The organism is Candidatus Sarcina troglodytae, from assembly GCF_015708635.1.
GTDB classification, from domain to species: Bacteria; Bacillota; Clostridia; order Clostridiales; family Clostridiaceae; genus Sarcina; species Sarcina ventriculi.
This window is the reverse complement of sequence record NZ_CP051754.1, coordinates 2,035,727-2,059,865: the sequence shown is the minus strand read 5'-3', so window position 1 is coordinate 2,059,865 and position 24,139 is coordinate 2,035,727. Positions and strand designations below refer to the sequence as shown.

The following is a 24,139-nucleotide window of genomic DNA, read 5'->3' as shown; positions in this document are numbered from 1 at the left end:
GTAAATATTATTTTTTTAAATCATTTAGTAAGGTTTGTAAATTTCTCAATGAATTATTCATATTTTCATATTCTGATTTAGCATTTATATAATATTCATTATTTGAATTATTATTTTTATTTTCTTCTGTAACTCCTTTTAATAATAAATTAATGTAATTACTATAATGGTTTAAAACTTCATTAAATGAGATAAAAATATCGTTGCTGTCTTCTGGGATAGATAAAATATAAAATTTTTTCTTAATAGTTTCAAAATTATTCATTTTATTATGAATATCAGTAATAATTGTATTTAAGCTTCTATTGTTGTTTCTAATAGCCGATATTGTTTCGAATAGATTTTCTGTTAAATCATCAAATTCTAATAGAAGAGAATCTAAAGTAACTATAAATTCATTCATTTGTGTAGTTTTAATATCTGAATCCCTATTTAATTTTATAATTTCATTTATATAGCTCAATATATTATTTAGTAATTTACTATCATTAGATATTAATGAAACAGATATATTATTTTTGTTACAAGTTTCATAAATATTTATAATGTCATTTTTTAAAGAAGTAGTTTCTTTATACTTGTTGTATAAATCATCTGTGGTAGGATCATTTAAAATATCAATTAAAGAAGTGTAAAAGGTTATATTCATGTTTAAACCTTTTTTTAGAGTTTCGTGTATATCTTTATATTTTTTAGATGTTTGTATATCTTTTAATGTATTTGATAGAGTTGTTAGATTATCAATTTTATCTTCTAATATATTTACATATTCATTAGAATTTGCTGTGTCTTCTAAAGGTTCATCTAAATTTATGCTTGTAATTGACTTTCCTAAATTATTTAATGTAATTAAGTCATTAGATTTGACACATGTAATAACAATAATAAAAATTAAAAGTAAAATGAGTATTATTGTAGAAATAAAAAATTTATTTTTATAAAAATCTTTATAGTTAAATTTCAAAATATCCCCCCTGTAAAAGAATTAATAAAAGCTTACACAATAAAAATATATGAAAGCTTTATAAATAACATTACTTATAATATGTAAATTAAAAAATTATCATTAACTTTGTATTTAAGTTAAAAGTTTTATTGTATAATATTAAAGAGTATTTATAACAACTGGAGTGAAGCGATATGCAGACTATAATTAATATGATTTTAAGTGATATTCAAAACATAACTATTTGGTCTGTTGTAGATATATTAGTAGTAGCTTTTATTTTTTATAAAGGTTATATGTTAATTAAGGAAACTAGAGCAGAACAATTATTAAAAGGTATTTTACTTATATTAATATTAATACCTGTTAGTTATATATTAAAATTGGATATTTTGTACTTTATATTAAGTAAAACAATAACTATTGGGGTTATTGCTGTTATTATAATATTTCAGCCTGAAATAAGAAGAGGATTAGAACATATAGGAAGAAGCACATTTGATGATTTTCATATAATACAAAACGATGAGGAAATTGAGAAAGTAATAATTAATATATGCGAAGCTGTTGAAAATATGGCAAAGACAAAAACAGGGGCATTAATAGCTATAGAACAAGGAACAGGGCTTGGGGATATAGTATCCACAGGAATAAAAATGGATTCTTTAGTGTCTAGAGAGCTTATAGAAAATATATTTGTAAAAAATACTCCGCTTCATGATGGTGCAACTATTATAAAAAATGATAGGATATTAGCATCAGCTTGTGTATTGCCTTTAACCAATAATAACAATATAAGCAAACAACTTGGAACTAGGCATAGGGCTGCTATTGGACTTTCGGAAGCATCAGATGCACTAATAATAATAGTGTCTGAAGAGACTGGTGCAATTTCATTAGCCATTAAAGGAAGATTAACTAGGAATTTTGATGGGGATAAATTAAAATCAATATTATTAAAAATAATAAAGAGTAAAAATCAAAGAAAAAGTAAGTCGTTTGGTCAGAAGGTGAAGGCGTGGGTAAAAATAATAAAAAGAGAAAAATAATTTCTCAAGTATTAAAAATAGTTAAAGAAAAGAATTTAATGGTTAAGCTTGTTTGCTTACTCCTATCTTTTGGTCTTTGGATATATATATCTAATATTGAAAATCCAATTAAGCAGTATACTATAACGAATATACCTGTTCAGATAGTAAATTTAGATGTTTTAAAAGAGGATAATTTAACTCTAGCTCCGGATCAAAATTTTACTATTTCTTTAACTATACAAGGAACTTCAACCAATATTTATAGTATAAATAAATCTCAATTTACAGTAGTTGCAAATTTATCTAATTATACGTTAAAATCAGGGGATAATAGTATACCAGTAGAAATAACGAATTCGCCTAATAATGTAAATATAAAAAATAATGGAGTATTAAGAATTAATATTAAATTAGAAAATATTACTGAAAAAACAATGCCAGTGAAATCAGAACTTAATGTTACGACTAGTAATAGCACCTATGTTAAGAATATTTCTTTTTCTACGAATCAAATTACAGTATCTGGCCCCGAAGAAACAGTAAATGAAGTTTCTAAATTAGTTGTAAGAGGTAATGTTACTGCAAATAATAGCACGACCACAGCAAGTTTTCCAGTAGTAGCCGTTGATTCAAGTGGCAATGTTGTTAATGATGTTGTGCTATCAACTAATAATGTACAGACAACAATAACAGTAGAAAAAGGAAAATTAGTACCTATAAAAGTTCAAACTACGGGAGAACTTAGGGCAGGACTTACACTAGAGAATATAATAGCAAATCCTAATACAATAAAAATATTGGGTAGTGAGAGTGTATTAGATAGCACTAATGAGATTTTATCTGAACCTATAAATTTAAATTCTATAACTGGGAATGAAACGATAATAACTAATCTTATAGTTCCTAGAAACATTACATTATTGCCTAATGAAAATGAGATTAATGTGGATGTAAAAGTTTCAGGAGCAGATGAAAATAATTCGGAAAATGTTATAAATGGAAACAAAGAAACTACAAAAACTTTTGAAATTCCAATAATTATAGAAGGAAATTTAAGTGGCTATACTGCAAATTTAAGTAGTAATACTGTAACTGTTGTCTTAAAAGGGACAAAAAAAGAATTAGATAATTTACAAGCATCTAACTTATCATGCAAGGTTGATATTTCAAAATTAACAAAAGAAGGTGGAGTTGTGAGTCCAACTGTAGACATAAATAATGAGAATAATGTTTTAGTGGATAGTCAAAATCCACAAACTGTAGATGTTACATTTACTAAAGCAGAAGAATAAAATATAATTTTAAATTACCACAGAGATATTTATGTAATAAAAATTTCTGTGGTAAAATAATTTTACAAAAGTTTAGAAAAAAGGAGTTTAGTGTATGACTATAAGAGTAAATAATATAAGTTTAAGTATAGATGAAGATATATCTTGTATAGAGAAAAAAGTTTCTAAAAAATTAAATGTACCTGTTAAAGATTTGGGGAAAATAAAAATATTAAAAGAATCAATAGATGCTAGAAAAAAAAATAATATTAGGTTTAATTATGCGATTAGTTTAGAATGCAAAAATGAAAAGAAAGTTGTATCTAGGGCTAATAGTAATGATGTACAGATAGATGGTACACTAAATACAGAGGAGTTTAAATTTGGGAATAAAGTTTTAGAGCATAGACCGGTAGTTATAGGGCTTGGGCCTGCAGGGCTTTTTGCAGCATTAACTTTAGCAAGACAAGGATATAATCCAATAGTGTTTGAGAGAGGTGAGAATGTAGACAAAAGAAGTGAAACTGTTGAAAAATTTTGGGATACAGGTATTTTAAATACAGAATCTAATGTACAATTTGGTGAAGGAGGAGCAGGAACTTTTTCAGATGGAAAATTAACTACTAGAATAAAAGATGCACGATGTAATATTGTTTTAGAAACTCTAGTAAAACATGGTGCAGATGAGTCTATAATGTACGTTGGTAAACCACATGTTGGAACTGATGTATTAAAGGGAGTTGTTAAAAATATTCGTGAAGAAATAAAATCTCTAGGTGGGGAGGTATATTTTAATTCAAAATTTGAAGGAATTATAAAACATAATAATAAGTTAAAGGCGATTATAGTAAATGGAGAAGAGATTCCTTGTGAAGTTTGTATTTTAGCATTAGGACATAGTTCAAGAGATACATATGAGTTGCTTTTTAGGGAAGGAATATTTATGACCCCTAAGCCATTTGCAATTGGAGTTAGAATAGAGCATCCTCAAAGCTTAATAAATGTAAATCAATATGGCAATTATGCAAATCATAAAAGATTAAATGCAGCAGATTATAGATTAACATATCAAAGTGAAAAGATGCAAAGGGCAGTATATTCATTTTGTATGTGTCCAGGTGGGGTAGTTGTTAATGCATCGTCAGAGGATGAAAGGCTTTGTGTAAATGGAATGAGTTATAATTCTAGAGATAAAGAAAATGCTAATTCAGCTTTAGTTGTTACTGTTTCTAGTAAAGATTTTAAAAGTGATAAACCTTTAGCAGGGATGGAATTTCAAAGGCATTATGAAAATTTAGCATATAAGATAGGTGGCGGTAATTTTAAAACACCAATTCAACTTTTAGGAGACTTTTTAAATGATAGAAAAACTACCAAACTAGGAAAAGTTAATCCAAGTGTGTTAGCTAATGATTATACTTTAGCTAGTATAGGGGAAGCATTGCCAAGTTATGTGGTTGATTCTTTGAAAGAGGGAATAGAAAGCTTTGATAAAAAAATAAATGGATTTGCAGATTATGATGCTATTTTGACAGGAATAGAAACTAGAACATCTGCACCAGTTAGAATAGAAAGAAATAAGAATTTAGAGAGTATATCTTTAACAGGATTATATCCAGCTGGTGAAGGTGCAGGATTTGCTGGTGGAATAATATCTGCTGCAGTAGATGGAATAAAAGTAGCAGAAAGTATTATGGGATACTTTTGTAAATAAGGTAAAAATTAATTAAAATTTTCAGAAAATTTATGTTTTCTGAATTTTTTTTGTTAAAATAATATATATATGTTAATAAAATAACAAATCTATAAAGAATAGGGAGTAATATGTTATGAATAAAAATTTTAATGAATTATTTACTAAAGTTAAATGTATAAATAAAAAGAGAGTTTCTGTAGCTGTAGCACAAGATGAACCAGTTTTAGAAGCTATTAAAGAAGTAGTTCGTGAGGGACTAGTTGAGGCTATATTAGTTGGAAATAAAGAAGAAATACAAGATATAGCTAAAAAAATAGATATGAATTTAGAACAAGTTCAAATAATTAATGAAAAAGATGTAAAAAGGGCAACCTTAAAGGCAGTTGAGATAGTTTCAAATGGACAGGCAGATATGGTTATGAAAGGGCTAGTGGATACTGCAACGTTTTTGAGAAGTGTGTTAAATAAGGAAGTAGGTTTAAGAACAGGTAAACTTATGTCACATGTATCTGTTTTTGATGTGGAAAAAATGAATAGATTACTGTTACTAACAGATGCGGCTTTTAACACATATCCAGACGTAAAGGCAAAGAAAGATATGATAGAAAATGCAGTACAAGTTGCTAAATCTTGTGGAATAGATACTCCAAAAGTTGCGGTGGTTGCTCCGGTTGAAGTGGTAAATATGGATATGCAGGCAACGGTAGATGCAGCAATTCTTGCAAAAATGAATGATAGAGGGCAAATAAAAGGGTGCATAGTAGATGGTCCGTTTGCTCTTGATAATGCTATATCAGTAGAATCTGCACATCATAAAGGAATATCAAGTGAAGTAGCTGGAAAAGCAGATATATTGTTATTACCTAATATTGATGTGGCGAATGTTATGTATAAGACATTAACTTATATGTCAGATTCAAGAAATGGAGGAGTTTTAGTAGGAACGGCAGCACCAGTAATTTTAACATCTAGAGCAGATAGTTTTCATACAAAAGTTAATTCAATAATTTTAGCAGCATTAATTGCTGAAGCAAAATAAAAATATATATTAAATTAAGTTTTTAAGTAAACATTTAAAATTAATGGAGAGTGGTTTAAATGTCATATAAATTATTAGTAATAAATCCGGGTTCTACATCAACTAAAATAGGATTATTTGAAGGAGAAAGAGAGCTGTTTCAAGAAACAATAAGACATACAAATGAAGAATTAAAAGGATATAATGCTATTTATGATCAGTTTAAATTTAGAGAAGACCTTATATTAAATGTACTTAAAGAAAAAAATTTTGATATAAAAAAATTGAATGCAGTAGTTGGAAGAGGTGGTATGTTAAAACCTGTTGAGGGTGGAACGTATATAGTTAATGACATTATGATTGAAGATTTGAAGAGTGGGGTGCAAGGTCCTCATGCATCGAACTTAGGTGGAATATTAGCAAGGGCAATAGGGGATGAATTAAATGTACCATCTTATATAGTAGATCCAGTAGTTACTGATGAATTAGAAGATGTAGCTAGATTGTCAGGAATTTTAGAAATCCAAAGAAAGAGTAAATTTCATGCTTTAAATCAAAAAGCAGTTGCTAAAAGATATGGTAAAGAAACAGGAAAAGGATATGAAAATTTAAATTTAATTGTTGTTCATATGGGTGGAGGAATATCTGTTGGAGCTCATAAAAAAGGGAAAGTTGTAGATGTAAATAATGCATTAGATGGAGATGGACCGTTTTCACCAGAAAGAGCAGGAAGCGTACCAGTTGGAGATTTAATAAAAATGTGCTTTAGTGGAAAATATTCTCAAAATGAAGTTTATAGAAAGATAGTTGGAAAAGGTGGTTTTGTTGGATATTTAAATACTAATGATGCGAGAGGAATAATTGATAAAATGAAAAAGGGAGATAAAAAATGCGAAAAAGTTTATAAAGCATTTATTTATCAAATAACAAAAGAAGTTGGGAAAATGGCTGCTGTATTGAATGGACAAGTAGACCAAATACTTTTGACAGGTGGAATTGCGTATTCAAATGTATTAGTGCCAGATTTAAAATCTAATATAGAGTGGATATCAGATGTTACTGTATATCCAGGAGAAGATGAACTTCTTGCATTGGCACAAGGAGCTATAAGAGTATTAAGTGGGGAAGAAAAAACGAAAGAATATAAGTAATTATATAAAGTGAGAGTTGTATGCTAAGTAATGATTACAGTATACAACTTTTTAATGTAATAAATTTATATGAATATACAAAAAAATATTAATATATTTGTGTTTTTTTATTATTTATTAAATTTTATAAGAATTGTATAATATTACTATAAAAATATTATTTTAAATAATGAGGGGGATTTTATGGCTAATTTATCATTAAGGCATATCTATAAAATATATCAAGGGGATGTAGCTGCTGTTAAAGATTTTAATTTAGAAATAGAAGATAAAGAGTTCATAGTATTTGTTGGACCATCTGGTTGTGGAAAATCGACTACATTAAGAATGGTTGCAGGGCTTGAGGAGATATCAAAGGGAGAACTTTATATAGGAGATAAGTTAGTAAATGACGTTGAACCAAAGGAAAGAGATATAGCAATGGTTTTTCAAAGTTATGCATTATACCCACATATGAGTGTATACGATAATATGGCTTTTGGATTAAAATTGAGAAAAGTTCCAAAGGTAGAAATAGATAAAAAAGTTAAAGAAGCGGCTAGAATTTTAGATATAGAGCATTTGCTAGACAGAAAACCAAAAGCATTGTCTGGTGGGCAAAGACAAAGGGTTGCTCTTGGAAGAGCTATTGTTAGAGAACCTAAGGTGTTTTTGATGGATGAACCATTATCTAATTTGGATGCTAAATTGAGGGTTCAGATGAGAACGGAAATATCTAAGTTACATCAAAGATTACAAACTACATTTATATATGTAACTCATGACCAAGTTGAAGCTATGACAATGGGAACTAGGATTGTTGTTATGAAAGATGGTGTAGTTCAACAAGTTGCAACACCTCAAGAAATATATAATAATCCAGCGAATATATTTGTTGCAGGATTTATAGGAAGTCCACAAATGAACTTCATTGAAGGAAGTGTAATTGAAGAAGGTGGGAAGTATTTTGCTAAGTTCCAATCTGAAAAAATAGAAATTGGAAATGATAAAGGAAAAAAATTAAAAGACAAAGGTTATATTGGGAAAATGGTTACGTTTGGAATAAGACCAGAACATCTAGATGATAACATAAATTTAGTAAAAGAGAATCTAAATAAAATAATTCATGTAAAAACAGAGGTTGTAGAACTTATGGGGGCTGAGAGTTATATATATACTAAATGTGGAAATCAAAATATAACTATAAGAGTAAACGGAAGTACTAAATTAGGAAATGGCGATAATGCTAAAGTGTACATTAATACAGATTATTTACATGTGTTTGATAAGGATAGTGAAAATAAAATAATTTAATTAACAAAAGAATTTTGGGGTGAATTTATGAGAAATTTTCATGATTTTTTTAGTGAAATATATTATAGCACAAAAATTCCTTTTAATATAAAATTAAATAATAATCAAGAAATAAAGTTTTTATCAGATAATTTAAGCAAAGATGATATTGTAGAAGAAAGTATAAATTTAAATAAAGAATTTAAAATTATAACAAGTAAAAGTTATAAAAATTGTATTCCGTTGCTTAGATATATAATAGAAAATAGAATAGATAAAATTGAAACTGATAAGGAAAAAATATTATTAGATTTAATAAAGAATGATATAGTAGATTTAGAATATATAAAAGCTAATTTACCGTGGATTTTAGAGAAAGTTGAGCTAGTAACCATATTTTCAAGTAGCAACAATGAAGATATATTATCTATAATAAAACAAAGTTACTCTAATTATGATATTATAGTTTGGCAATATAATAATTATGTCATGATGTTATGTAATTTAAATGATATTAAAGATCATGTGGAAGGTATTAGAGATTTACTATATTCAAATCTTTATATTAAATGTTATATAAGTTATTGTGTTATAGATACGATAAAAGATATAAAAAATAAAATACATGAAAATATAAGGATAATAAATTTGGTCAAAAAGTATAATTTGTCCGAAGGAGTGTATAATGAAAAAAATCTTATAATTGAAAATATAGTAGATGGTATTAATAAAGAGATAAAAAAAGAAATAATAAAAAATTTTAGTCATGGATTCTCTAAATTAGATAGGCATACAATTAAAACGATAGATGTTTTTTTAAAATCTGGTTTAAATATAACAGATGCTTCTAAAAAGCTTTATATTCATAGAAATACTTTAATTTATAGATTAGATAAGATAGAAAAGTATACAGGATATGATATAAGAAATTTTAATGAAGCTATGATTTTTAAAATAGCGTTCCTTTTATGCTTAGAGAAAAAAGTGTAAAAAGATAATGCAATATATCTTAATGGTATATTGCATTATTTAATTTTAGATAAATTAATAATTGAAATTTTTTAATTATTTACATAAATAATTACTTATTTAATTAAAATAGTAAAAAAAGAAAATAAATGTTGAAAATAAATGAGATGAATATTATAATAATAATTGGAAACGATACACAATAAAATTAAAAAATGGAATTTTAAAAATATTATGATTTTTAGAGTATTTTAGGGGGTATTTATGAGTAAACGTACAAAGGTTTTAGCAGCATTAATGTCTACAATAATGGCAGGATCAATTGTTGGTTGTGGAAGTAGTGATACTACTACAAGTTCAAATGATGATTCAAAGAAGGAACTTACAATATGGTCTCATTTAAAGACTGGAGAGATTAAAGCAATTGAGGAATTAGCTAATAAATGGGGAGAAGAAAATGGATACAATGTAAAGGTTGTAGATGATCAAGGAGAACCTCAAGATTATATACAAGCAGCAAATAGTTCTAAAGGACCAGATATATATTTTGGAGTTGCTCATGATAATTTAGGAACATTCCAAAAAGCAGGACTTTTAGCAGAGGTTCCAGAGGGAGTTATAGATGAAGGGGCTTTAGCATCAGAGCAATTAGTAGATGCTGTAACTATAGATGGAACACAATATGCAGTTCCGATAGCGCAAGAAACAACAGCATTATTTTATAATAAAGATTTAGTTTCAGAAGTTCCAGAAACTATGGAAGAATTAGTAGAAGTGGCAGCAGAAAAAGGATTTAAGTATGCAATTGGAGATTTTTATAGATCTTATGGATTTATAGCTGCTAATGGTGGATACGTATTCAAAAATAATGATGGTGTATTAGATTCAACAGATATAGGTTTAAACAATGAGGGTGCAATAAAGGGATATGAGTTTCTTGAAGATTTAGTTGTTAATAAGAAGCTTATGGCATCAGATATAAATGGTGATGCTGCAATAGGAGAGTTTACATCTGGGAATACAGCATTTTTTATATCAGGACCTTGGGATGTAGCAGCATTTGAAGAGTCTGGTTTAAATTTTGGAGTGGCTAAAATACCTAGCTTAAACGGGAATGAGGTTACGCCGTTTATGGGAGTACAAGCAGCTTTTGTAAGTTCTAAATCAGATAAACAAGAAGATGCTTGGGAACTTGTTAAATATTTAGCTGAAAATTCAGGAGACATAGTTTTAGAAGAAGGAAACAGAATACCGGTTTACACAGATTCTTTTGAAACAGAGGCATTTAAGAATAATAAGTATATGGGAGCTTTTGTTGAACAAGCAAAAGTAGCAGATCCAATGCCTAATATACCAGAAGTTCAAGCAATGTGGAAGCCAGGAGAAACAAATATATTACTTATGATTCAAGGTCAACAAACAGCAAAAGAAGCTGCAGATAAAACAGTTGAACAAATTAAAGAAGGAATAGCACAACAAAAATAATTTGATATAAGGGGGGGATTTCTCCCCTGATTAAATTAAACGTTATATAAAATTTAATTTATTATTTTGGTATAAGGGGGAAAGATTATGCAAATTTCATTAAAAAATAAAAGTAAAAAGACTACGTTAAAATCTATACCATATCTTTTACCAGCTATGATATCAATATTTATATTTACGATATGTCCTATAATTTATACAATTATCATAGCTTTTACTAATAAAACTTTGATACAAAGTGAACCATTTAAGTTCGTAGGATTTAGTAATTTTATAGAAGTTCTTACTGGCCCTTTTAAAGATGTGTTTTTCCCAGTTTTTATATGGACTATAGTCTTTGCTCTATGTTCAACTTTGGGAACGTTTTTATTAGGGCTTATAGTAGCTATATTATTAAACAATCCTAATATAAAGGAAAGAGGGATATATAAAGCTATACTTATTCTTCCTTGGGCTCTTCCAGCAACAGTTGCTATTTTATCATGGCAAGGTTTATTAAATGGAAGTTATGGAGCAATAAATAATCTTCTTATGAATATTAATCTAATATCAGAACCAATTCCATGGCTTACTGATCCAATGTGGGCTAGGTTTGCTCTTATAATGGTTAATATATGGCTTGGATTTCCATATATGATGAATGTATGTTTAGGATCATTAGCTGCAATACCAGATTCTTATTATGAAGCAGCAGATGTTGATGGTGCGAGTAAAATGCTTCAATTTTTTAAAATTACATTACCTTCATTAGCACAAACTGCTTATCCATTAATAATTTCATCTTTTGCATTTAACTTTAACAATTTTGGTTCAGCATATCTTATAACAGGAGGAAATCCAGCGAGATTAAACACTCAATTTGCTGGATATACGGATATTTTAGCTTCTGTAAATTACAAATTAGCAACTACCTTTGGTAGATTTGAAATAGCATCAACAATAAGTATTATAATATTTGTAATTTTAGCGACTATTTCATATTTTCAAATGAAATTATCAGGACAGTTCGAGGAGGTAGAATAACATGCAAATAGTAGAAAAAGAAAGAATAAGCAAGTCATCAACATTAAAATATAAAAAAAAATTAAGACCAGGAGAAGTAAGAAAAGCTTGGATTTCAAGAATACTTCTTTGGGTAATGATGGCAATAGTTTTATTTCCGGTTTTAGCTATAGTGTCTGCATCAATGGCGAAAGGAAATGCATTTACTCAATCAACAATTTTCCCAACGTCTTGGACATTAGAAAACTACAAAAAGGTTATAACTAATACAAATTTTTTAATATGGGTTAAAAATTCATTAATAGTTTGTTTTGTTACAGCAATAATGCAATTAGCAATGACTATACCAGCATCATTTGCTTTTTCAAAGCTTAAATTTAAAGGAAGAAGAAAAGGGTTAATGTTTTTATTGCTTCTTCAAATGTTTCCAACAACTATGGCACTTCCAGCTATACTTGGAATAGCTTATAAATTGAATGGAATGGATAAAATAATTACATTAATAATAATAGGTTGTGGTGGAAGTGCATATAACATATGGCTTCTTAAAGGATTTTTAGATGGTATACCAAAAGAACTTAGTGAAGCAGCATTTGTTGATGGTGCGACTACTTTTCAAACCTTTGTAAAAATAATATTACCTTTAACTAAAAATATGTTAGTAGTTATATTTTTATTTAGTTTTATAAGTTCTTATGGAGAGTATATATTTGCTTCAGCTCTTTTAAAAAATCCAGATAGTCAAACACTTATGGTTGGTCTTAGAAGTTTTATAAATAATAAATTTTCTGCCAATTGGCCTCAATATTCAGCAGCTGCTGTAATGGCGTCAGCACCAATTGTTGTACTATTTTTAATGTCACAAAAATTTATATCAAAGGGATTAGTGTCAGGTGCTGTAAAAGGTTAAAATATGAAAAATAGATAATTTAAAGATAAAAAATATATATACAAAAAATATTTGGATGATTTTGTGATTACATGCGTATTTTTAGGAGGTAGCTAAATAATGAACATTAAAGATATAGCAAAAATAGCAGGAGTGGGTGTTAGTACAGTATCTCGAGTGTTAAATAATCATTCTGATGTTAAGGATGAAACCAGAGAAAAAATACTTAAGATTATAAAAGATAGTAATTATGTACCTAATAATAGCGCTAGGATTTTAAAACAAAATAATACTAAAAATATAGGAGTATTAGTTAAAGGTGTATTTAACCCTTTTTTCTCAGAGATGATAAATATAATAGGAAATAAAATACATGAATATGGATACACTATGGTTCTTCAACAAAATGATTATACATTTGACGAAGATATGGACACATTGCTAGGGTTTATTAAAGAAAAAAGATTACAAGGAGTTATTTGTCTTGGGGGGAATTTCATTGATATTAAAGAAGATAGTTTTGATTCAGTTGATGCACCCATAGTATTAACTTCTGTAAACACTATATCAGATCTTGGAAAGAGTAAATATTCATCAATAGGAATTGATAATAAAAAATCTGCATATCATGCAACTAAATATCTTATAAATTTAGGTCATAAAAACATAGCTATAATGCTAGGAGAAAAGGATGATTTAGGAATTGGATGGTGGAGACTTAAAGGTTTTAAAGAGGCATTACTAGAATATAATTATAATTTTTCAGAAGAGCATATATTAATCGGAAATTATGAGGTAGAAAGTGCATATAAAACAACTAAAAATTTATTGATGGAAAAACCTGATATAAGCGCTATATTCGCAATATCAGATGCGATGGCAATAGGAGTTGCAAAAGCTATAATAGATAGTGATCTTAAAATAGGACAAGATATTTCTATCATAGGTTTTGATGGAATGAATATAAGTGAATTTTATAATCCTAGCATAACTACAGTAAAACAACCTAAAGAATTGATGGCAGTAATGAGTATAAATCATTTATTTGATTTAATAAATAAAAAAGAAGGTCATAAACATATATTATTAGATACAGAATTAGTTAAAAGAGAATCATCTAAAGAAGTTAAAATAGTAGAAAATATTTTAGCATAAAATATTTTAATAAACGTGGTAATTTTGGGGGGAGAATAAATGAAAAGACGAAGTGGAATAATAATGCATATATCATCATTGCCAGGAAAATATGGTATTGGCACATTTGGAAAAGAGGCTTATGATTTTGCAGACTTTTTAAAGAAAGCAGGGCAGAGTTATTGGCAAATATTGCCTTTAAATCAAACTAGCTATGGAGATTCACCATATCAATCATTTTCGGCTTTTGCAGGAAATCCTTATTTTATAGATTTGGATATGTTGAATAAAGAAGGATTTTTAGATGAGAAGGACTATATTAATACAAATTTTGGAGATGATGATGAAGATGTAGATTATGGCTTATTATTCATTGAAAAATTAAAAGTTTTGAGGATAGCTTATGAAAAATCAAAGTATAAATTAGGTGAAGATTATGAAGAATTTAAGAGAGAACAGAGTTTTTGGTTGCATGATTATGCCTTATACATGGCAATAAAGGGACGTTTCAATCTTAAATCATGGCAAAATTGGGCAGAAGATATTAAAAAAAGATATGCCTACTCTATGGATTATTATAATAGAGAATTAGCAAGTGATATTGAGTATTGGAAGTTTATTCAGTATATATTTTTCAAACAATGGTATAAACTAAAAAAATATGTTAATTCCTTAGGAATAGATATAATTGGAGATATGCCTATTTATGTCGCTGAGGATAGTGCTGATGTTTGGTCAAATCCACAAGCCTTTTTATTAGATGAAAATCAAATTCCAATAAAGGTTGCAGGGTGTCCTCCAGATGCATTTTCTAAAACTGGTCAACTTTGGGGAAATCCTATTTATGATTGGGATTATTTAGAGAAAACAGGATATAAATGGTGGGTAGATAGAGTTAGAGAGAGTTTTAAAATATATGATGTAGTGAGAATAGACCATTTTAGAGGGTTTGAATCGTATTGGGAAGTGCCTTATGGAGAAAAAACGGCGATTAATGGGCAGTGGACTAAAGGACCTGGAATGAAATTATTTAAAGCAATAGAGAGTGTATTAGGTAGAGTCAATGTTATTGCGGAAGATTTAGGGTATTTAACTGATGAGGTTCTAGAATTTAGAGATGAAACAGGATTTCCAGGAATGAAAATTTTGCAGTTTGCGTTTGATTCTAGAGAAGAAAGTGATTATTTACCTCATAAGTATATAAAAAATTGTATAGCTTACACAGGAACTCATGACAATGATACTTTTAGAGGGTGGTATGAGCTTACTGGTAATAAAAAAGATATAGAATATTGTAAAAAGTACTTAAAACTAAATGATAAAGAAGGATATAATTGGGGATTTATAAGGGGGGTTTGGAGTAGCGTTGCGGATACATCAATAGCATTAATGCAAGATTTTTTAAATTTAGGAAATGAATCAAGAATGAATATGCCATCAACTACGGGAACCAATTGGAGATGGAGATTAAAGAAAGAAATGCTTACAGATGAGCTTGCAAATGAGATATATAATATAACCAAACTATATGGTAGATGCTGATTAGATTTTTATATGGAATTTTAAACAAATTCCATATAAAAATTGACATTTATAGAATAATATAATAAAATATAAATAGAGAGTAAATTAATTCTCTGAAAAATGGAAACGTTTCTAAAATAAAAATACAATCTCTTTTATTAGTATAGTTAGGATAAGGCTATCCCAAAAGTCTTATCTTTTTTTTTATATAAAAATTAAGTATAATAGTAACATATTAAAAAAGGAGATGAGAGGATTTGAAGGAATTTGAATCTAAGCTAAAATCAAAGGAATTGGATTATTTTTTTACTGCTATTTTAAATATTAAAGATATAGAGGAATGCTATAGATTTTTTGAGGATGTTTCAACAATAAGTGAATTAAAGGCTTTATGCCAAAGATTTCAGGTAGCAAAAATGCTAAGAGAAAAGAAAACTTACATTGAAATAGGGGAAGTAACAGGTGCCTCAACAGCAACTATAAGTAGAGTCAACAGATGTTTAAATTATGGAAGTAATGGATACAATACTATATTAGATAGATTAGAAGTAGAAGAAGAAAAAGAGCAATAAAAATACTGCTCTTTTTTGTTATTTTAAATTATCTATTTGTTTTTTAAATCAAATATTTCACTTTGAACTTGTTTGATTTTTGCCTTGTTACTTTCAAGTCTAGATTTTATATCTTCAACGATATTTTGCATATTTTCTATTCTCTCTATAGAAGTAGGTCTTCCATTAAATAATCTATCGGTAAAATCATTTAATCTTTCTTCATCATTTTTAATGAATGTTTTTAATTTTTTTATAAACTCTTCTTTTTTGTCTATAAGACCTTGTAAAAATTCTTCTTGTTTATGAGCTCTAGCAGAATTGATTTTATCAAAATAGTCTTGTCTAAGAGCATAAAATTCATCTCTTGCCTCTTTAAATTCGTTTATAATATTTTCATTTTCTTCTTTACCACAAAATCCTATGTGGAAGAATTTTTCACTTAAAGCTTTTACTTTTTCAGATGCTTCTTTCCAATTTTCATTTTCATAAAGACCTTTTAATTCTTCTATAATAGCACGTCTAGCCTCTAAATTAGCTCTATTTCCAGCTTTAAGCTCATCAAAATATTCTTGTCTTTTAGAGAAAAATTCGTTTTTAGCATTTGCATAACCTTCACTTATCTCATCATTGCCTTCTTTTCCTGAGAAACCAATACTTTTAAACTCGTTACATAAAGCTGTAAATTCTTCTGTAGCTTTTTTCCAATTTTCATTATTAACTAATTCTTTAAGCTTTTTAATAATTTCTTTTTTTCTTTCAGCTTTAACAGCAAAATCTTTTTGAAGATTTTTAACAGTTTCTTTTCTCATTGAATAAAGATTTGACTTTATTTCTTTAAATTCATGGAATAATTTATCGTTTATATCTTTTCCTGCAAATCCTATTTCGTAGAATTGTTCACTATATTTTTTTAAAAGTTCATCAGTTTCTTTTAATCCATTAGAGTAAGATAGGTCTTTTAGTAAGTTTATTAATTCTAGTTTTTTATTTTCGTTTTCTTTGAAATGTTCTTTAGATTTATCATAAAATTCTTGTCTAGCCTTAAAGAAACAATCCTTTGCTTCTTTTAATTCTTCGTTTAGCATATTGTTTTCTTTTTGATCGTAGTAAGGAATATTTTTATATTCTTCAAGTAAAGCATCTAATTTGATTTTAGCTTCTTTCCAGTTTGTTGAATTTTGTGCAAGTTCCTTTATTGAATTTATAATTTTTCTTTTTTCATCGGAAGTTTCTTTTTCATGTTCCATTAGAAGATCTCCGAAATTTTCTGTGCTTTTTTCAGTATTTTCTTCTATGTAAATAGATTCATTGTTTGACATATATAAAGTCCCCTTTCTTAAATTAACACTTAATATAATTTTAAGATGTTATTAACATTATGTCTATAAAAAAAATAATTTAATAGTTGCAATTAATATATATTAATAACTATAAAATTTTATGAGCAATTAAAACAAATTATTCTTATATAACATTATTTTGTTATACGGAGAATATAAAATTATTAACAGCTAGTAATATATGTGATATTATAAGTTGAAGAACAAAATATCAATAAAAGAGAAAGGGTGCTGAAATTTGTCAAGATTATTCGGAACAGATGGAGTTAGAGGAATTGCAAATACAGAGTTAACATCAGAGTTAGCATATAATTTAGGAAGAGCAGGAGCTTATGTATTAACAGAAGGAACTCATAAGCCTAGAATAATAGTAGGAAAAGACACTAGAATATCAAGTTATATGCTAGAATCAGCATTAATTGCGGGAATACTCTCTGTAGGTGCTGAGGTATTATGTGTTGGAGTGATACCAACACCAGCTGTTGCACATTTAACAAGAGTTTATGGTGCTGATGCTGGAGTAATGATATCAGCTTCTCACAACCCTGTTGAATATAATGGAATTAAGTTTTTTAATAATAAAGGATATAAATTATCAGATGATTTAGAGGATCAAATACAAAAAGTAATAGAGAATGGATTTAAAGATGTGCCATCTCCAACAGGAATTGCTTTAGGTAGAAAGATAGAAGAATTAGGAGCTCTAGATGATTATGTAGAATTTGCTAAAAATACTGTAGGAATAGATTTAAGCGGATTAAAGATAGCATTGGATTGTGCAAATGGAGCTTCATATCAAGCTGCTGTAAGAGGATTTAGAGAACTTGGAGCTGAGGTTTTTGTAGTAAATGATAATCCAGATGGGACAAACATAAATGAGAACTGTGGTTCAACCCATCCAGAAGAATTAATGGATTATGTTACAAGAAAAAAATGCCATATGGGATTTGCTTTTGATGGTGATGCAGATAGATGTTTAGCTGTTGATGAAAAGGGAACTTTAATAAATGGAGATTATATTTTAACTATTTGTGGAAAGTATTTAAAGGATTTAGGTAGATTAAAAGACGATACAGTAGTTGTTACTGTTATGAGTAACTTAGGAATGATGTTAGCTTGTGAAAAAGAAAAAATTAAAACGGTTAAAACTAAAGTTGGGGATAGGTATGTCTTAGAAGAAATGATTAATAACGGTTATACTCTAGGAGGAGAGCAGTCAGGGCATATAATATTCTTAGAGCATAATACAACAGGTGATGGATTAGTTACAGCTCTTCAAATGGCATCTATAGTTAAAAAGACAGGGAAAACATTAAGTGAATTAGCATCAATAATGAAAGAACTTCCTCAAGTTTTAGCTAATGCTAAAGTACCTAATAATATGAAAAATATTCATCAAGAAGATGAGGAAATAAAAAATGAAATAGCTAAAATAGAAAAAGCATTAAATGGAGTTGGACGAGTTTTAATAAGACCTTCAGGTACAGAACCTTTAGTTAGAGTTATGTTAGAGGGAGAAAATCAAGAAGAGATAAATAAAATGGCTCATGATTTAGCAAATTTAATAATAAAAAAGGCAAATAAATAGTTTGTAAGCTTTGTGTGGGGAGATGTTAAGTCTCCTCTAAGATTACTAGAGTAAAAATTAAAAAAATATCTTTTATAAGATATAGTATAAATATAGATTAAATTACTTGAAAAAAAGTTTTTTGATGGTAGAATATTAAATTGTAAGCAATAATATGCTAAAGCACAATATAACATAGTAGCATATTATATTAGTATAGGACTAAATAGTAAAAATAAAAGCGCCAGAGCTCTAAAATTAAGAGTTGACGAGGATGAGGAGTATCGAATTTTCGGCGGATACCTCACGGTAAGACACTATCGTAAAAGTTGGACAAAACTTAAAAGTGATTTTAAGGACAAAGCCAATAAGGTGTTATAAATAAATTTTATTTAGTCCTTTCTTTAAAAAATTAAAAAAAGGAAGGTATTTCACATGTGCGGAATAGTTGGATATGTAGGCAATGAAGAGGCTACGAAGATACTGATAGAAGGTCTATCTAAATTAGAGTATAGAGGGTATGACTCAGCAGGAGTTGCTGTACTTGAAAATGAAAAGATTAATGTTAGAAAGTGCAAAGGAAGACTTTTAAATCTTGAGGAAAAATTAAAAGATAAGCCGTTAAATGGGAAAATAGGAATAGGTCATACTAGATGGGCGACTCATGGAGAGCCATCAGATATAAATTCACATCCTCATAGTAATAAAGATGTTACTTTAAGTGTGGTTCATAATGGTATAATAGAAAATTATGCTAAGTTGAAAGAAATGTTAAAAGCAAAGGGATATGAGTTTTTCTCACAAACTGATACAGAGGTTATACCTAATCTTATAGATTATTATTATGAAGGTGATTTATTAGATGCGGTTATGAAAGCTACATCTAAGATGGAAGGTTCTTATGCAATAGGGGTTATTTGTAACAATGAACCAGATAAAATAGTGGCTGTTAGAAAAGATAGTCCATTAATAGTTGGTGTTGGACAAGATGAATTCTTTATAGCATCTGATATACCAGCAGTTTTAAATCATACAAAAGATGTGTATCTTTTAAATGATAAAGAATTTGTTGTTTTAACTCAAAATGGTGTAACTTTATACGATGAAGATAAACAAGTTATAAAAAAAGATATTTATCATGTAACATGGAATGCAGATGCTGCTGAAAAAGGTGGCTATGAAGACTTTATGATAAAAGAAATTTATGAGCAACCAAAAGCCATAAAAGATACAATGACTTCAAGAATAGTATTAGGACAGCCTATAACTTTAGACGATATTCATATAACTAAAGAAAATTTAGAAAATATTGATAGAGTTTATATAGTGGCTTGTGGAACAGCGTATCATGCCGGAGTTATAGGGAAATATGCAATAGAAAAATTAGCTAGAATATCAGTTGAAACTGATATTGCTTCAGAATTTAGATATAGAGATCCTGTGATAACGGATAGAAGTTTAATAATAGTTTTAAGTCAATCAGGAGAAACAGCTGATACTTTAGCAGTTTTAAGAGATGGTAAAGCTAAGGGTGCAAGAATTTTAGCTATAACAAATGTTGTAGGAAGTTCAGTATCTAGAGAGGCTGATGATGTTTTATATACTTGGGCAGGTCCGGAAATTGCAGTTGCATCAACTAAAGCTTATGTAACTCAGCTTATTGCAATGTATACAGTGGCATTACACTTTGCAACTTTAAGAGGAACGCAATCTAATGAAAAAATTGAGAGTATAAAAAAAGAAATGTTAACTCTTCCTGAAAAGGTAGAAAAAATACTATCAAATAAGGATGAAATACAAAAATTTGCTGCTAAGCATTATGGTGAAAAAGATATGTATTTCTTAGGAAGAGGCTTGGATTATGGTGTTGCTATGGAAGGTTCTTTAAAGCTTAAAGAGATAACTTATATACATTCAGAAGCATACGCAGGTGGTGAATTAAAACATGGTCCAATAGCGTTGATTGAAAAAAATGTTGTGGTTATAGGGCTTTTAACACAATCAGAACTTGTTGATAAAATGGTAAGTAATATTCAAGAAGTTGTTACAAGAGGAGCTAGAGTTTTAGGAGTTATGTGTGAAAAAGATAAACATTATGCTGAATCTTTAGATGCTTCAATAATAATACCAGATACAATAAGTTTATTAACACCAGTATTAAGTGTAGTACCATTACAACTATATTCTTATTATATAGCAAAACAAAAAGGATTAGATGTAGATAAGCCAAGAAATTTAGCAAAATCAGTTACGGTTGAATAATTTTATAATAAAAATGTGCATAGAATTTTTTTCTGTGCACATTTTTGTTTTGAAGAATTATTATAAAAGGGGTAGATATTTCTTATATTAATAAATTTTAAATTGCTAATAATTTAGTGTAAAATTGAAGGAGTTGATAAACTAATAAAAGAATTATAGATAGGAGAGATTGTAATATCATGGGAGATAAATTTATGAGGAAACAAGATATAAGAAAGATAATTAAAAGAAAAAGACAGGAATTAAATAAAGATATAAAGCAAGAATTAGATAAGAGAGTGATAGATAATTTCTTTAACAGTGAATATATAAAAGATAGTAATATAATATTTATTTATGTGGGAATGGATAGTGAGATAAATACTATTAATATAATAAATAAACTTTTAGATATGGGAAAGAGAGTTGCAGTACCTAAAGTATTATCGCAAAATAAAGAGATGGTATCTCTTGAAATCAAATCAATTTTAGATTTAAATGAGAGTGGGGCATTTGGTATACTTGAGCCAGATATAAGTAAAAAAGATGTAGGGAATGAGATTGATTTGATAATTGTTCCAGGATTGGCTTTTGACAAAAGAGGATATAGGATAGGTTATGGCGGAGGGTTTTATGATAAATTTTTAGAGAAGCATAATAAAATTAAAAGAATATCTTTGTGTTATAACTTTCAGATAATAGAGAATGTACCTAATGAAGAATTTGATAAGAGAGTAGATACTATAATAACAGAAGATGAAATAATAAAAATTAATTTTTAATAAATAGAATATTTTTAACTACTAGCTTAAATTATTGACATCATTAGTTTTAGTTATTATAATAAAAATGCTTATAGCCTCAAATTCCTATAAAAATACTAGGGATAATAGTCAGAAATTATTGATGTCTATATAAAATAAAAACGTAGTATTTAATAAAAGATGATAGGAGAATCAACATGAGTAAAAAAATTATTGGAATATCAGCAAATATAGAAATAGCTACAGACAGCATTTGTTTTGCAGGATGTAAGAGATTGAAATTGTATGATGAGTACGTTAGTTCGGTTATAAAGGCAGGAGCTATTCCTATGATTATACCAGTAGTTACTGATAAAAAAATTTTAGAGGAACAACTTAATATTATAGATGGATTAATAGTTTCAGGTGGATATGATATAGATCCTTTAAGATATAATGAGGAACCACATCCACTTCTTGGACAAGTCTTTCCTGAAAGAGATGAATTTGAATTTACTTTAACAAAACTTGCTATGGAAAAACAAATTCCTATACTTGGGATTTGTAGAGGACATCAAGTATTGAATGTTGTTAATGGTGGAACTTTATATCAAGATATATCTCTTAAGGAAGGAAATAATTTAAAGCATATTCAAGGAGGGCATGGTTCAATAGTTTCTCATAAAATTAAAATACAAAAAGATTCTATTCTTTATAATATATTAGGGGAAAATACATTTGTAAACTCTCTTCATCACTTAGCTGTTAAAGATGTAGCTAAAGATTTTAAAGTTAGCGCTATCGCAAGTGATGGAGTTATTGAAGCTATAGAAAGAAAATCTGGTTCTTTTGCTATGGGGATTCAATGGCATCCAGAAATTTTAGCTGATAAGAATGAAGATATGTTAAATTTGTTTAAATATTTTATAAAAGAAATAAACTAAACATATAATAAATTTATTTTAAATTATTAATACAAATGAAGATAAAAGAAAGAGGTTAGAATTATGAAGTCACGGAAATCAAAAATAGGATTTCTTAGTATTATTCTTTTAGGTTTTAATGCTATTGTTGGAAGTGGAATTTTTTTACTGCCAAATCAGGCAATGAAACTTATAGGACCTACAAGCTTATTTGTAATATTGTTTGATGCTTTTTTAGCTGTTACAATAGCTTTATGCTTTGCAGAAATGGGAGGAATTTTTAAAAAAAATGGTGGTCCTTATGTATACACACGAGAGGCTTTTGGGAGTTTTGCAGCATTTGAAGTTGGAATAATGACTTATGCTATATGTGTTATAGCATGGGCTACTATGGCGGTAGGGTTTACAACAGCTTTATCGGTATTTTGGCCTGGAGCAGATAAGGGTGTAACTAAAGATATTTTAGTTACTGCTTTTATAATTGCATTAGGAATACTTAATATACTTGGAGTAAATTTTACTAAAATAATAATGAATATAGCTACTGTGGGGAAAATAATTCCTCTTGTTATTTTTATAGTAATTGGTGTTTTTTTTATGAAAATTAATAATTTTACCCCAATGTTACCTCATGGAACATATATTTCAGGCTCTTTTGGAGCGGCAGCACTTTTAATATTTTTTGCTTTTACTGGATTTGAAAGTATTGCTCTTGCAGCAGAGGATATGGAAAACCCATCTAAAAATATACCTAGAGCAATTATTATTGTTATGATTTTGGTTTCAGCTGTATACATACTTATTCAAGCTGTATCTATTGGGGTATTAGGTTCAGCACTAGCAAATGATGTAACACCAGTAGCGACTGCATCATCTAGATTTCTTGGTTCAGGAGGGGGTATATTAGTAAGTCTTGGAATATTAGTATCTATCATAGGTATTAATATAGCTTCATCTTTCTCTTCACCAAGAATGGCGGTTGCCCTTGCAAATGATGGGTTATTGCCTAAAGTTATTGGGAAATATAATAAATTAAATACACCATACGTAGCTATAATACTTACAGTTATATTAACAATACCAATAGCATTATCAGGTTCATTTACAGAACTTGCTTTAATAAGTGCAATATCTAGATTTGCTCAATATTTGCCAACATGCTTAGCGGTACCAGTATTAAGATGGAAGAAGCCAGGTATTAAACGTTCATTTAAAATACCATTTGGCCCAGTAATTCCTATAATAGCAGTTCTGGTAAGTATATGGATATTATTTCAATCTAGCACTCAAGAAATAATTTGGGGACTTGGTGGACTTATAATAGCAATACCACTATATTTTATTATGAAAGCATATAATAAAAGGCAAAGTAATGCTTAAATT

Annotated in this window: 20 protein-coding genes; 18 read left to right on the top strand and 2 right to left on the bottom strand. The window is 28.3% G+C overall.

Annotation, left to right across the window (positions count from 1 at the left end; genetic code table 11):
- Positions 1 to 7: 7 nt before the first annotated feature.
- On the bottom strand, positions 8 to 964 hold the full coding sequence (locus HH195_RS09525) for a hypothetical protein (RefSeq protein WP_196370959.1): 957 nt from the start codon (positions 962 to 964) through the stop codon (positions 8 to 10).
- A gap of 176 nt (positions 965 to 1,140) precedes the next feature.
- Between HH195_RS09525 and cdaA the strand changes: the two genes are divergently transcribed.
- The 13 genes from cdaA (at position 1,141) to HH195_RS09460 (ending at position 15,960) form a co-directional block, all read left to right on the top strand.
- Positions 1,141 to 1,995 (top strand): diadenylate cyclase CdaA, encoded by an 855-nt coding sequence (gene cdaA / locus HH195_RS09520; protein WP_196370958.1) that lies wholly within the window; start codon positions 1,141 to 1,143, stop codon positions 1,993 to 1,995.
- A complete protein-coding gene (locus HH195_RS09515) occupies positions 1,965 to 3,269 on the top strand; it encodes a CdaR family protein (RefSeq protein WP_196370957.1) in 1,305 nt (434 codons plus the stop codon). The genes cdaA and HH195_RS09515 overlap by 31 nt, the downstream gene beginning before the upstream one ends.
- Before the next feature lie 94 nt (positions 3,270 to 3,363).
- A complete protein-coding gene (locus HH195_RS09510) occupies positions 3,364 to 4,962 on the top strand; it encodes an NAD(P)/FAD-dependent oxidoreductase (protein ID WP_196370956.1) in 1,599 nt (532 codons plus the stop codon).
- A gap of 115 nt (positions 4,963 to 5,077) precedes the next feature.
- The gene (gene ptb, locus HH195_RS09505; protein ID WP_196370955.1) at positions 5,078 to 5,983 is read left to right on the top strand and encodes a phosphate butyryltransferase; all 906 of its coding nucleotides are present in this window, start codon (positions 5,078 to 5,080) and stop codon (positions 5,981 to 5,983) included.
- 59 nt (positions 5,984 to 6,042) lie between these two features.
- The gene (gene buk / locus HH195_RS09500; RefSeq protein WP_196370954.1) at positions 6,043 to 7,113 is read left to right on the top strand and encodes a butyrate kinase; all 1,071 of its coding nucleotides are present in this window, start codon (positions 6,043 to 6,045) and stop codon (positions 7,111 to 7,113) included.
- A gap of 183 nt (positions 7,114 to 7,296) precedes the next feature.
- Complete coding sequence (locus HH195_RS09495; RefSeq protein WP_196370953.1) at positions 7,297 to 8,406, top strand: ABC transporter ATP-binding protein; 1,110 nt, start codon at positions 7,297 to 7,299, stop codon at positions 8,404 to 8,406.
- A gap of 27 nt (positions 8,407 to 8,433) precedes the next feature.
- Positions 8,434 to 9,375, top strand: a complete 942-nt coding sequence (locus HH195_RS09490) for a PucR family transcriptional regulator (protein ID WP_196370952.1) — start codon at positions 8,434 to 8,436, stop codon at positions 9,373 to 9,375.
- A gap of 243 nt (positions 9,376 to 9,618) precedes the next feature.
- Positions 9,619 to 10,839, top strand: a complete 1,221-nt coding sequence (locus HH195_RS09485; RefSeq protein WP_196370951.1) for a sugar ABC transporter substrate-binding protein — start codon at positions 9,619 to 9,621, stop codon at positions 10,837 to 10,839.
- An 87-nt stretch (positions 10,840 to 10,926) separates the two neighbouring features.
- Complete coding sequence (locus tag HH195_RS09480) at positions 10,927 to 11,862, top strand: ABC transporter permease subunit (protein ID WP_196370950.1); 936 nt, start codon at positions 10,927 to 10,929, stop codon at positions 11,860 to 11,862.
- A gap of 1 nt (position 11,863) precedes the next feature.
- Positions 11,864 to 12,751 (top strand): sugar ABC transporter permease, encoded by an 888-nt coding sequence (locus HH195_RS09475; RefSeq protein ID WP_196370949.1) that lies wholly within the window; start codon positions 11,864 to 11,866, stop codon positions 12,749 to 12,751.
- A gap of 99 nt (positions 12,752 to 12,850) precedes the next feature.
- Positions 12,851 to 13,885, top strand: a complete 1,035-nt coding sequence (locus HH195_RS09470) for a LacI family DNA-binding transcriptional regulator (RefSeq protein WP_196370948.1) — start codon at positions 12,851 to 12,853, stop codon at positions 13,883 to 13,885.
- A 39-nt stretch (positions 13,886 to 13,924) separates the two neighbouring features.
- A complete protein-coding gene (malQ, locus tag HH195_RS09465) occupies positions 13,925 to 15,406 on the top strand; it encodes a 4-alpha-glucanotransferase (protein ID WP_196370947.1) in 1,482 nt (493 codons plus the stop codon).
- 239 nt (positions 15,407 to 15,645) lie between these two features.
- Complete coding sequence (locus HH195_RS09460) at positions 15,646 to 15,960, top strand: YerC/YecD family TrpR-related protein (RefSeq protein WP_058993773.1); 315 nt, start codon at positions 15,646 to 15,648, stop codon at positions 15,958 to 15,960.
- Positions 15,961 to 15,992: 32 nt separating this feature from the next.
- Here the strand turns inward: HH195_RS09460 and HH195_RS09455 are convergent, their stop codons facing one another.
- A complete protein-coding gene (locus tag HH195_RS09455) occupies positions 15,993 to 17,261 on the bottom strand; it encodes a DUF349 domain-containing protein (RefSeq protein ID WP_196370946.1) in 1,269 nt (422 codons plus the stop codon).
- Positions 17,262 to 17,520: 259 nt separating this feature from the next.
- Here HH195_RS09455 and glmM point away from each other — a divergent pair, with 259 nt between their 5' ends.
- The 5 genes from glmM (at position 17,521) to HH195_RS09430 (ending at position 24,136) form a co-directional block, all read left to right on the top strand.
- Positions 17,521 to 18,870 (top strand): phosphoglucosamine mutase, encoded by a 1,350-nt coding sequence (glmM, locus tag HH195_RS09450; protein ID WP_055260022.1) that lies wholly within the window; start codon positions 17,521 to 17,523, stop codon positions 18,868 to 18,870.
- Between the two features lie 414 nt (positions 18,871 to 19,284).
- A complete protein-coding gene (gene glmS / locus HH195_RS09445; protein WP_196370945.1) occupies positions 19,285 to 21,111 on the top strand; it encodes a glutamine--fructose-6-phosphate transaminase (isomerizing) in 1,827 nt (608 codons plus the stop codon).
- Positions 21,112 to 21,305: 194 nt separating this feature from the next.
- Complete coding sequence (locus tag HH195_RS09440) at positions 21,306 to 21,872, top strand: 5-formyltetrahydrofolate cyclo-ligase (protein WP_196370944.1); 567 nt, start codon at positions 21,306 to 21,308, stop codon at positions 21,870 to 21,872.
- Between the two features lie 179 nt (positions 21,873 to 22,051).
- The gene (locus tag HH195_RS09435; RefSeq protein ID WP_196370943.1) at positions 22,052 to 22,777 is read left to right on the top strand and encodes a gamma-glutamyl-gamma-aminobutyrate hydrolase family protein; all 726 of its coding nucleotides are present in this window, start codon (positions 22,052 to 22,054) and stop codon (positions 22,775 to 22,777) included.
- Between the two features lie 63 nt (positions 22,778 to 22,840).
- Positions 22,841 to 24,136, top strand: a complete 1,296-nt coding sequence (locus tag HH195_RS09430; protein ID WP_196370942.1) for an APC family permease — start codon at positions 22,841 to 22,843, stop codon at positions 24,134 to 24,136.
- The last annotated feature ends 3 nt before the right edge of the window (positions 24,137 to 24,139 follow it).